11 protein-coding genes are annotated in these 11,345 nt (G+C 62.4%); 10 read left to right on the top strand and 1 reads right to left on the bottom strand.

The window, feature by feature from the left end; all coding sequences use genetic code 11:
- The first annotated feature begins 6 nt into the window (after positions 1-6).
- From FB472_RS10875 to FB472_RS10840, 8 genes are all read left to right on the top strand, one after another.
- Positions 7-1,653 (top strand): DNA repair helicase XPB, encoded by a 1,647-nt coding sequence (locus FB472_RS10875; protein ID WP_141990905.1) that lies wholly within the window; start codon positions 7-9, stop codon positions 1,651-1,653.
- Positions 1,654-1,887: 234 nt separating this feature from the next.
- Entirely contained in the window at positions 1,888-2,448 is a 561-nt protein-coding gene (locus FB472_RS10870) for a TasA family protein (protein WP_141990904.1), read from the top strand.
- Positions 2,449-2,547: 99 nt separating this feature from the next.
- Positions 2,548-3,231: a signal peptidase I gene (locus FB472_RS10865; protein ID WP_246078188.1), complete on the top strand. Its 684-nt coding sequence runs from the start codon at positions 2,548-2,550 to the stop codon at positions 3,229-3,231.
- Between the two features lie 47 nt (positions 3,232-3,278).
- Positions 3,279-3,827, top strand: a complete 549-nt coding sequence (locus FB472_RS10860) for a M73 family metallopeptidase (protein ID WP_141990903.1) — start codon at positions 3,279-3,281, stop codon at positions 3,825-3,827.
- A 150-nt stretch (positions 3,828-3,977) separates the two neighbouring features.
- Positions 3,978-5,780, top strand: coding sequence for an Ig-like domain-containing protein (locus tag FB472_RS10855; protein WP_141990902.1), 1,803 nt, complete (start codon positions 3,978-3,980; stop codon positions 5,778-5,780).
- Between the two features lie 5 nt (positions 5,781-5,785).
- The gene (locus FB472_RS10850) at positions 5,786-6,154 is read left to right on the top strand and encodes a hypothetical protein (protein WP_141990901.1); all 369 of its coding nucleotides are present in this window, start codon (positions 5,786-5,788) and stop codon (positions 6,152-6,154) included.
- A gap of 8 nt (positions 6,155-6,162) precedes the next feature.
- On the top strand, positions 6,163-6,873 hold the full coding sequence (locus tag FB472_RS10845; protein ID WP_141990900.1) for a response regulator transcription factor: 711 nt from the start codon (positions 6,163-6,165) through the stop codon (positions 6,871-6,873).
- Entirely contained in the window at positions 6,866-8,137 is a 1,272-nt protein-coding gene (locus FB472_RS10840; RefSeq protein WP_141990899.1) for a HAMP domain-containing sensor histidine kinase, read from the top strand. The genes FB472_RS10845 and FB472_RS10840 overlap by 8 nt, the downstream gene beginning before the upstream one ends.
- Positions 8,138-8,546: 409 nt before the next feature.
- On the opposite strand, the gene FB472_RS14505 is transcribed toward FB472_RS10840, so the two are convergent.
- Entirely contained in the window at positions 8,547-8,675 is a 129-nt protein-coding gene (locus FB472_RS14505) for a hypothetical protein (RefSeq protein ID WP_281283294.1), read from the bottom strand.
- 142 nt (positions 8,676-8,817) lie between these two features.
- Between FB472_RS14505 and FB472_RS10830 the strand changes: the two genes are divergently transcribed.
- Positions 8,818-9,510, top strand: coding sequence for a response regulator transcription factor (locus tag FB472_RS10830; protein WP_021809437.1), 693 nt, complete (start codon positions 8,818-8,820; stop codon positions 9,508-9,510).
- Positions 9,511-9,600: 90 nt separating this feature from the next.
- Positions 9,601-11,313 (top strand): sensor histidine kinase, encoded by a 1,713-nt coding sequence (locus tag FB472_RS10825; RefSeq protein ID WP_141990898.1) that lies wholly within the window; start codon positions 9,601-9,603, stop codon positions 11,311-11,313.
- Positions 11,314-11,345: the final 32 nt, after the last annotated feature.

Below are 11,345 nucleotides of genomic sequence, written 5' to 3'. Positions count from 1 at the left end.
GCTCGGATGAACACTGCACCCGATGGACCTCTGATCGTGCAGTCTGACCGCACGGTTCTGCTTGAGGTCGCGCATCCCCTCGCAGAAGACGCACGTCACGATTTGGCGGTGTTTGCCGAGCTGGAACGCGCCCCAGAACACATCCACACCTACCGCATCACCCGGTTGGGGCTGTGGAATGCTCGGGCTGCCGGTCATGATGCCGACGCAATGTTGGAGACGCTCAAGAAGTATTCGAAGTTTCCCATTCCCCAGAGTGTGAGCGTGGATGTTGCTGAGACTGTTGGCCGCTATGGTCGCCTCGTCATCAACCGTGACGATGATGGCGCGCTCATTCTCACCGCCACCGATCCCGCTGTTCTGCGGGAGATTACTCGTGGCAAGAAGGTGGCGGGTCTGCTGTTCGAGCGCCGCGGTGACCATACGTTTGTGGTGCAGCCGTGGGCGCGCGGTCAGCTCAAACAAGAACTCTTGAAGTTGGGGTGGCCCGCGGAAGACAACGCTGGCTACACGCCAGGGACTCGGCACGAGATGGATTTGGATGCTCAGGGTTGGGGTTTGCGGGAGTACCAGCAGCACGCCATCGACAACTTTTTCCATCACGGCTCCGGTGTTGTTGTGTTGCCCTGTGGTGCGGGCAAAACTCTCGTCGGTCTCGGTGCGATGGCCCAGAGCAAGACCACAACGTTGATTTTGGTGACAAATACGGTGTCGGCGCGTCAGTGGCGTTCCGAGATTCTGAAGCGCACGACCCTCACCGAGGAGGAGGTGGGCGAGTATTCAGGGCAGACGAAGGAGATTCGGCCGGTCACTATTGCGACATACCAAATTCTGACCGCCAAGCGCAAGGGTGAGTACGCGCACCTGTCGCTGTTGGATGCTCTCGACTGGGGTCTTGTTATTTATGACGAGGTCCACTTACTGCCTGCCCCCGTCTTTAAGCTCACCGCAGATCTGCAAGCACGCCGCCGTCTCGGCCTCACCGCCACCCTCGTCCGCGAGGATGGTCGCGAGGGTGACGTGTTTTCGCTCATCGGCCCCAAACGTTTTGATGCCCCGTGGAAAGAGATTGAGGCACAGGGTTTCATCTCCCCCGCAAGCTGCTTCGAGGTGCGCGTTGATCTGCCGGAGAACCAGCGGCTTGAGTATGCGGCATCGGCTGACGATGAACGTTTCCGGCTTGCTGCTACTGCCCCAGCCAAGACCAAGGTTGTGCGCGCACTCGTGCAGAAGCATGCCGGTGAGCGCATACTCGTGATCGGGCAGTACCTCGACCAGATTGATGATCTCGCCGAGCAACTAAATGCCCCAAAGTTGACCGGCGCAACGCCCGTTGTGGAACGTGAGCGGCTGTATCAAGAGTTCCGCGAGGGCATAACGAAGGTGCTGGTGGTCTCAAAGGTCGCCAACTTCTCGGTCGACCTGCCCGAGGCGACCGTCGCCATCCAAGTCAGTGGCTCATTTGGTTCGAGGCAAGAAGAAGCCCAACGCCTAGGCCGTCTGCTGCGCCCCAAAGAGAGCGGCCTGCCCGCCAACTTTTACACGCTTGTGGCGCGTGACACTGTCGACCAGGATTTTGCCCAAAACCGTCAGCGGTTCCTCGCCGAGCAGGGCTACAGCTACACCATTCTGGATGCCGACGACCTGACGTAGGTTGAATTCTCGCGCGTTGTAGCAACCATTTTCGATTCTCGGAATAGAGGGCTGGCCACGCGTGCTCGAGCGCCGCGCGTGTTGGCGCGTCGTGGCCAAAACAGCCTGCGTTGGTTTTTCTGTTGTCCAACTGGGCAGCGTTTGTGGTGTTGGCGTTGGCCTGCCGTGGCTGTGGCCTCAATAGCGTTTACCCAGACCAACCACCCGACACTTTCCACATCTAAGGACCTCCACATGAATGCTGCAACCACCAACCGCCGCTTTACCGCCCGCCGCATCATCCTTCCCCTCGCCGCTCTGCTTGCCGCAGCTGCGGTCGCCGTCGGATCCGGCGCTAGCTTCGTTTCCAGCTCCGTCAACACCGCGAGCTCCTACACGACCGGCACTCTGACCCAATCCAACAGTAAGGCCAACACCGCCATCTTCACCCTCGGCAACCTCAAGCCCGGCGACTCCCTCTCCGGCACGGTCACCATCACCAACAGCGGATCCCTCCCCGCATCGTTCAGGCTCACAGAGACCGGCACCAACGGGTTTGTCAACCCGGACAACCTGACCCTCAAGATCGCTCCCTCCACCGCTCCCACGACCCCGATCTGGTCCGGAACTTTCGGAGCCCTGACCGCTGCAGGCCCCCTCGCCCTGGCTGGAGACTGGGCCGCCGGCGAAGCCCGCACCTACGTCTTCACGGCCACCCTCGCCCAGTCGGCTAACAACACCGAACAGGGCAAGAACGCCAGCGCCAGCTACCAGTGGGACGCCATCCAGACCGCCGCTGTCGCCTACAACCAGTAACCACCAGAGCCCAATGTGCCGGGTCGCCGCAAGGTGGCCCGGCACACTGCTCTTCCTCGATCAGCCGACACCGCAGCCCGTCCTCGAAAGGAACACGCCATGATCGTGACATCCCGCCGCATGGCGCAGCGCCTCACCCGCCTGAGCATCAATCTCGTCGCACTCGCGGCCCTCCTTCTGGCCGCCGGGCTCCTCGTTCCTGGTCTCATGGGCTACGAGCGCTACGTCATCACTGGCGGGTCGATGTCAGGAAGTATCGAGCTCGGCTCGCTCGTGTTCGAGCAAGAGGTACCTGTGAGCTCGCTTGAGGTCGGTGACGTGATCACCTACCTGCCGCCGGCCGACACCGGTCTCACCAACCTCGTCACGCACAGGATCCACTCCATCGAGAGCAGTGAGAGCGGACTGCTCTTCCAGACCAAGGGCGACGCCAACGGCTCCGCCGACCCTTGGACGTTCCTCCTCGACGCGCCCACCCAGCCAAAGGTCGAAGCGGCGGTCCCCGTCGTCGGCCACTTGTTCATCGCCTTGGCGAATCCCCCACAGCGGATGCTCATCATCGGCGTCCCGGCCGCCATCGTCGCCTTCTTGAGTCTGCTTGAGCTCATTCGGGTGCTGCGCACCAACCGGCTCATCAAGCCCGTCACCGACGAGGAAGTCGACCTGGACGGGGCACAAATCCCACGATGGGATGCAGCCGGCGACGAGGCGGAGGAGATCGCCGAAGAATCGGCCACGCACATCCACACCGACCGCCACCTAATCGGAGCATCCGCGCACTAACTGGCGCCGGACCCGGCACTGCCCGCTAGCTAGGTAAGAGGAGCTTCATGAACATCTTCGGCAGCGCCAGTCGGCGCTACCCTCCTGCTCGTCTGGTCGTGTTGCCGCTCGCGGTCCTGATCGCCGCGGCGGCCCTCACTGCCGGCTCCGGGATGGACTTCAGATCCAGCTCGGAAGTCACGACCCAATCGGCGACTTCCGGTGCCCTATCCTCCTCAAATGGCAGGGCCAATTCGGCGATATTCAGCCTCGGCAACCTCAAGCCCGGCGACTCGCTGACCGGATCCGCGGTCATCGCCAATAGCGGATGGCTTGCCGAGAGGGGCACGAACGGCTTAGTGAAGAAGGACAACCTGTCCCTCACTATCGCCGTAGCGACAGCCCCGACAACACCGATCTGGGCCGGCACCTTCGGCGAACTCACTCGGGAGGGCCCTCTGTCGCTGAGGGGCGACGGGACCCCCAGGGAGTACATTTTCACGGTCACCCTTGCCTCCTCAGCCGACAACACCGAGCAGGGCAGCACCGCCAGCGCCAGTTACCAGTGGTTTGGCGCGGACAGCACCGCAGGCCGGAACCAAGCCCCGGCTCGTTGATACACGAGGTTAGGCGGCAACAGCCCGTTCACACATTTGTGGTGATCCTGTGGCCATTCTGTGGCTGGGGCGTTATGCGCCCCCCGATAGCTTCTTACTAGTTGCCATTCTCATCCCCCCGACCGAAGACCGAGTAGGAGCTTGCCCGACATGAAGCGTATCGCCGCACTCCTGGCCATCGTGAGCATCACTGCCACGGTTGCCGCGGTGGGCACGCCGGAATTCTCGTCGGCCTCATTCACATCTTCGACCAAGAACACTGTCTCTACAGTCAGCGCCGCCGCCGACTGGACCCCACCGGTCGTATCAATGATCCAGCCGGCGTCTCCCGTTCGCGACACCGTCCTCGTCACCGCCAACGCCTCGGATTCCGATACGGCCATTGCCAGTGTCACACTCCAGTACCTGCCCGTCGGCGGCTCCAGCTGGGTCACCCTCTGCAGCGCTACCGTTAGCCCTTACTCGTGCTCGTGGGACACCAAGCTCGTCGCCGACGGGTCCTATGACCTGCGCGCGACCGCGACGGATGCCGCCGGCTACTCCACGACGTCCGCCACCGCGCGGACGACGGTCGCGAACTCGGTGCTCGTCGTGCTCACCAACCCGGGCGAGTTCGCCCGTGGCAGCGTGCCGCTCACGACCTCTCTCTACAATGGGGGTACCTCGACCTACACCGTGCGTGTCCAGTACTCTCTCGCCGGGGCCAACGTCTGGAAAGACATCTGCACGAACCTCGCATCTCCCTACACCTGCTCGTGGGTCACCACCGGGTACGCAAACGACTACTACGACCTGCGTTCGGTCGCCGTCTCCGGAAGTTCCACATACGTCTCGGCCACGGTCGCCGACGTCCTCGTCGACAACCTCACTCCGACCGTGACGATGACCGACCCAGGCACTCCGCTAAGTGGCACGAGAACCTTCGCGGCCACGGCCACCGACGCGCACTCCGGCATCGCCCGGGTCGAGATCCAGTACCTGCGGGTCGGGTCCAGCACCTACAGCACCCTCTGCACGGTGACCGCCTTGCCGTACTCGTGCCGAGCCGACACGACGGCACTGCCCGACGGCACCTACAGCTTCCGCGCCATCGCTGACGACACCGCGGGCAACCGCACGACCTCTGCCGTCATCTCCAACAGGGTGCTCGACAACACCGTCTCGTCGGTGTCGATGGAGGACCCGGGCGCGTTCATCACGGGAACTGCCACGCTCAACGCCTCCGCCAGCTCCTCCGCTGGAGTCACCTCGGTGCGCATCCAACGCGCCCCGACTGGCACCCCGACGTGGGCTGATGTCTGCACCGACACCACCTCCCCCTACTCCTGCGTCTGGAACAGCGCGACGGTCGCCGACGGCCTCTACGACTTCCAAGCCATCCTCGTCGACGGCTCCGGCAAGGTGACAACGTCGGCAATCGTGACCGCCCGCCGCGTCGACAACACGCCGCTGCGCGGCACCGACATACAGGCCGCAAACGGCGCGGCCACGGTCGGCAAGATGGAGCCGGGCGACAAGATCACCTTCACCTACAGCGACCTCGTGAACCTCACCTCGATTACCCCCGCCTGGACCGGTGCGGCCCTGCCCGTCACGATCCGGGCACAGGACGGGAACGTCGTGGGACTCAGCAATACCGACGACACCCTCTCGGTCGAGCGAGCCGGCAGCACGATCAACCTGGGCACGGTGAACCTCAAGGGTGACTACGTCAAGAGCGGCAAGACGGTCACATTCGCCTCCGCGATGACGGCGGCAACCATAACGGTGAACGGGGTGCAGGTGACGGCGGTGACCGTGACCTTCGGAACCGCCACCGGCGGCGCAGCCCGCACCAGCAGCACACTCGCCAGCATGGTCTGGACGCCGTCTGCAGCCGTTCGTGACCTCTACGGCAATGCGAACTCCGCCGCACCCGTCACCGAGACAGGCGCATTGGACAGGGAGTTCTGATGCGCATGACCCTCTCGAAATGGGCAGCAGCTGCCGCCGCTGTGCTCGCTGTACTCCAGGGCGGATCGTCCTTGAGCTTCATCGCCAACGAGAACTATTTCGGCGCCGTCCTCGCCGGCATGTGCGCCCTTGGCCTTCTCTCCGCGATCAAGCTCTGGTTCCACAATTGTTTCGAATCACGGCTGATCGTCATCCTGCTCGCGTCGCTCACCTTGCTCAGTCAGTTTCTGGACCTCACCATCGGCCTGCCGGGCGCAGGACCCGGACCCGTGACAATCGAGGGAATCGCACAATCAGGGTTGGCCTTGGCCGTTATCGCGCTCGTCATGCTGAGCCGCACGCCGCCGGTGAGGCCAGCGGTTTCCCAGCTATAATCGACAAAATGGGGCACACAATTCTGCTCGTCGAAGACGACGACGGTATCGCGATTCCACTCCTCCGCACCCTTGAGCGCGAAGGTTACGGTGTCGAGTGGCTGGCCGAAGGACTCCCGGCCATCGCTCGGGCGGCCTCCGGACAGATTGACCTTGTCGTGCTAGACCTCGGCTTGCCCGACATTGACGGGCTCGAAGTTTGTCGGCGAATGCGTGCCGACGGCGTCAGCAGCTCAATCCTGATCCTCACCGCTCGCGGTGGCGAACTGGATCGTGTCGTTGGGCTCGACGTCGGAGCCGATGACTACTTGGCAAAGCCATTTGCCCTCGCGGAACTGCTCGCGAGAACGAGGGCGCTTTTGCGGCGCGGCGCGCCGCGCCCACAAACTGACGCCGCGGAAGAATCGCGGGAGGCCCCTGCGTCCACGCTACGTATCGACGCGGATGCCCGCCGGGTCTGGGAAGCCCAGCGCGAGCTCCAGCTCACCAGCAAGGAATTCGACATTCTCGCCCTCTTGTCTCAGAATCGCGGCGCGGTTGTCACGAGGGAGCGTCTGATGGACGAAGTCTGGGATGAGAACTGGTTCGGCTCGACCAAGACTCTCGACGTGACAATTGGGCGCCTGCGGCAAAAACTAGAGGACAGTGCATCCGCCACTAGGGTCGTGACCGTCCGCGGCGTCGGCTTCCGGCTCGAGGACAACCCTACAGATGCGTGAACGCCTCATCGCTGCCTTCATCGCGCTCACGATCACGGTGGTGGGCCTGTACGGCATCCCACGGGCCTACATTGTTGCCGAGCAGGTGCAGGTGAACGAAGAACGTAAGGTCGAGCGTTCCCTTGCCTTGGTCGCCATTCTGATCGCCGAACGGCAGGGGGAAGCCGCACCAGTCACTGAGGAGCTCCTCACCCGGCTGCTCAACGAGGGCGAGCGGTACACCTATCGGTCTGGTGGTCGTGAGGTGGCCGCGGGACCCGCGTTGACCGGCAACAGTTACGACATCTCGATGAGTCTTCCTGTGGACGGCGGCGGGGAGCTGACGCTTGAACGCTCCGGCGAGCTCATCAGAATCAGGGTGTCCGATGCCGTCATGCCTGTCGTGCTGATTGGACTGGGGTTGATTCTCCTCTCCGCAGGCGCCGCGTTTCTGCTTGCTCAGGGCATGTCGCGTCCGTTCCGAGAGCTTGCCGTGGTCGCGGAACGTCTCGGCACTGGACGCTTCGACGTTACTGTCCCGCACTACAAGGTGCTAGAGGCGGAGGAAATCGCGTTCGCGTTGCGCTCGAGTTCCGCTGCACTGCAGGAGTTGATCCGCCGCGAACAGGAGTTTGCGGCCAACGCCTCGCACCAGTTGCGCACCCCCATCACGGCGCTCCGACTGGAGCTGGAGGACCTAGCGCTCTGGCCAGAGACGCCTGCCCCGGTGACCGCCGAACTCAACCGCGCCCTCAAGGAGCTCGACCGACTCACTACGGCCATCAGTGAACTCCTCGAACTGGCGCGGGGCAAGCGACTGTCGTCAGTAACGGAGATCAACATCGCGGCACTCGCCCGTGATGCCGTCGAGCGGTGGAGCGTCCAAGCAAAGTCGAACGGGCGCCCATTGCAGGTCGCGCCCGGCCCGCTGTCCCTCCCAGCCAAGGTGCCGCCGGGGCCGGTATCCCAGATCCTCGACGTCCTGATCGAGAACGCCCTCAAGTACGGGGTGGGCACCATCATCGTCACGGCAGCCGATTCTGAGACGCACCTGCACCTCTCCGTCTCCGATCAAGGAGTGCGGCCGAAAGACAACTCCATCTTCGGGCGAACCGTTCGAGACTCGACCGCCGCCGGGGAGGGCATCGGACTCGCCGTCGCGTCCGAATTGGCCGAAGCGATTGGTGGCCACCTCGCGTTGGGCAGCTCCCTAGAAACGGCCTTCAACCTCCTGCTGCCTCGGTCGGATGAGCCGGGCGCGGAAATTTCACCCGCCGAAGCGTGAGACCGGGCGCCGCTCAACCTCAATCTCCCGACCGGCGCAGGCTGTGGGTCGTTTTCTGAGGTGAGGGGTTTCGGCGTGCTGGGGTGTTTGAGTGGCGAGGCTCGCTGCTCGACCTAGTTCCACTGGCGTTTCGATTGTGCCGGTCGCGGTCGTGCCCGCCAGCGGCCAGCCCTGTCGTCTCAAAGTCGACTACCGCGAAGCCAGGTCCAGCCATGTGAGTCCCCCATCACTCCAGTGCCGCCCTATCGAGGGGGCTGCGTGGAGCAGTGTGCGCTTCTCTACGCTCTTGCGCGGCTTTTCAGCTGCGCGTCGCGAATCAGCCCAACGCCGGCACACACAACTAACAAGGCAATACTGAGCGCCATCAACGACATGGCGCCGAAGCCGACGCCCAGAGGCCACATCGGAGTCATCCCGTCAACGCTTCCCCCAGGGCGCCGTTCGAGTGCGCACCGTTTGCGATGAGCACCGTTGCAACAAATGACAGCGCCCCAACGCCGAACGCGACCAGTGTTCCCACCATTCGACGTTTCATCACGCGTCTCCCCTCCATCCGAAATACCGATACATCCACTCTATGCTTAAAATTAACAAATACTCAACGAAAGATTGAGAGAGCAACTCGCCGACACTCCCAAGCCCATCAGCCAACGTTCAGGAAACATGCAGATACTAGATGGATGGCTGACGGACCGAAAATTCTTATTGTCGACGACGAACCCAACATTCGCGACCTTCTCACCACGAGCCTGCGCTTCGCAGGATTCGCGGTGCGAGCCGTGGGAAGCGGGGCACAAACGATCTCGGCGGTGCTCGAAGAAGAACCCGACCTCATCATCCTCGATGTCATGCTGCCAGACATGAACGGGTTCGGGGTGACCAAACGCCTGCGGGCATCCGGCTACACCTCCCCCATCCTCTTCCTCACGGCTAAAGATGACACAGAAGACAAGATCATGGGTCTCACCGTTGGTGGTGACGACTACGTCACGAAGCCGTTCAGCCTTGACGAAATTGTTGCCCGCATTAAGGCGATTCTTCGCCGCACAATGGCGGATGACGAAGAAACCATCATTCGCGCTGGCGAGCTCACCATGGATCAAGACACCCACGAGGTGAGCATCGGCAGTGAGCAAATCGAGCTGAGCCCCACCGAGTTCAAGCTTCTGCGCTACCTCATGTTGAATCCCAACCGCGTGCTCTCGAAAGCTCAGATCCTCGACCACGTCTGGGAGTACGACTTCAACGGCGATGCTGGCATTGTTGAGAGCTACATCTCCTACCTTCGTCGCAAGCTCGACATCCACACCGAGGAGCCACTCATTCAGACGAAGCGTGGCTTCGGTTACATGCTGAAGGCAGCAAAGGTCTAACCTGGCAGTGAAGTTGGGGCAACCCTCACCAGCGTTTGCGTTGGCAGCAACTGGTCTCTGATTCCCAGCCACGCACGGTACCGTTCAGTAATGCAGGAGAACATTCCCGACGCGTGGAGCCGCATCTCGCTTCGCACAAAAGTAACCGGGGTGACGGTGCTTTTGCTCACCCTGGGGCTCCTCGTTGCCGGCGTCGGAACCGCCGCAGTTCTGCGCGACTACCTGCTGCAGCAGACCGATGAGAAGATCACGGCTGCAGCCGACGGGCTCGATGGCCGAATCCAATATTCCGGAACTGCCCGCGACCCCCAGTGCAGCGTTTCACGGCTGCCCAACGACCTTTATTTTGCGGTTCTTAATCATGACGGCAGCATGCGCTGCAACAGCCGCGAAGAGGATGCCGCACGCCCGGTTCTTGACGGCATCACGATCGGCGTCGCCAACCAACAGACCAACCCTTTCACCCTTCCCAGTACCTCTATTGGCGGCCAGTGGCGAGTGATCGCGTACCCCGCCATCAGCACCATCGGCCCTGACTTCGTGACGATTGTCATTGCGGTCGACCTCATCGATTCCAACGCCATCGTTGCCCGCTATGCCGCCATCTTCCTCTTCTTCGGTCTTACCGTCGTGATTGTCGGCGGGGCCCTCACCCGACTGCTCGTGACCTCCACCTTCGTTCCCCTGCGCGAAGTTGAAGCAACAGCCGCCCGCTTTGCCGACGGCGACTTCGACCAGCGACTCTCCGGCGCAACGCCCAATACCGAAGTGGGGCGCCTCAACCGTTCCCTCAACTCCATGCTTGGCCGAATCGATCGCGCGTTCGCCGATCGCGCGCGCACGATCGACCAGATGCGCCGCTTTGTTGGTGACGCCAGCCACGAACTGCGCACGCCCCTTGTTACCGTTCGCGGCTACGCCGAGCTGTACCGCATGGGTGCTATCACTAAGCCGGATGATGTGGCCCAGGCCATGGAGCGCATTGAAAAGGAAGCCATCCGAATGGGTGGTCTCGTTGAAGACCTGCTCGAGCTGGCACGTATTGACGAAACTAAACCGCTGCAACTCACCGAAGTCGACCTACTGCCACTGGCACACGATGCTGCGATGGATGCCCTCGCCTCCGCCGGTCGTACCGTGAACGTTATCAACACGCACCCCACCATCGATTCGCACCCTACGCTCCAACCAGAACACAGCACTGACACAATGGCGATTGACCTCCCGGAGAGTTCACGTCCCGACCCGGGAACCCCGTCCCGCGGCGTTGCTGCGTTGGCGACCGGATCGATCGCGGCTGCAAGTGCTCGCCTTTCACGTCTGGCGTCACGCAAGAAGACCAGTGCTGCTGCCAAGGCCGCAGCACGGATTACCCAGGTCGAGGAACCGCCCCCGGTGGATCTCCACGCCGTGGTGTTGGCCGAAGAAAATAAGATTCGCCAGGTGCTCACCAATCTTGTGACGAATGCGTTGCGTTTTGCCTCGCCTGACACCCCGGTCGAGATCGGTGTGGGGGTCGACCGCGAGCGCAAAGTTGCCGTGCTCTCAGTCATCGACCACGGCGAGGGAATCCCCGAACAAATTCGCGACAAAGCCTTTGAACGGTTCTGGCGCGCGGATAGCTCACGCAACCGCGACACCGGTGGCAGTGGTCTTGGGCTCGCAATCGTCGCGGCTATCGTGCATGCCCACAGGGGCACCGTTCAGGCCCTTGAGACACCCGGAGGCGGCGCAACGTTCCGCGTAGAACTTCCTCTCCTCCCCAGCAAGCCAGACGCGCCTGAGGGCACCACAGAGGATTAAAACCGCGGCCACGCAGCTGTCGCGGCCTAACG

The sequence above is a fragment of the Rhodoglobus vestalii genome (assembly GCF_006788895.1).
GTDB classification, from domain to species: Bacteria; Actinomycetota; Actinomycetes; order Actinomycetales; family Microbacteriaceae; genus Rhodoglobus; species Rhodoglobus vestalii.
The sequence above is the reverse complement of the archived record's forward strand: the minus strand, read 5'-3'. Positions and strand labels throughout refer to the sequence as shown.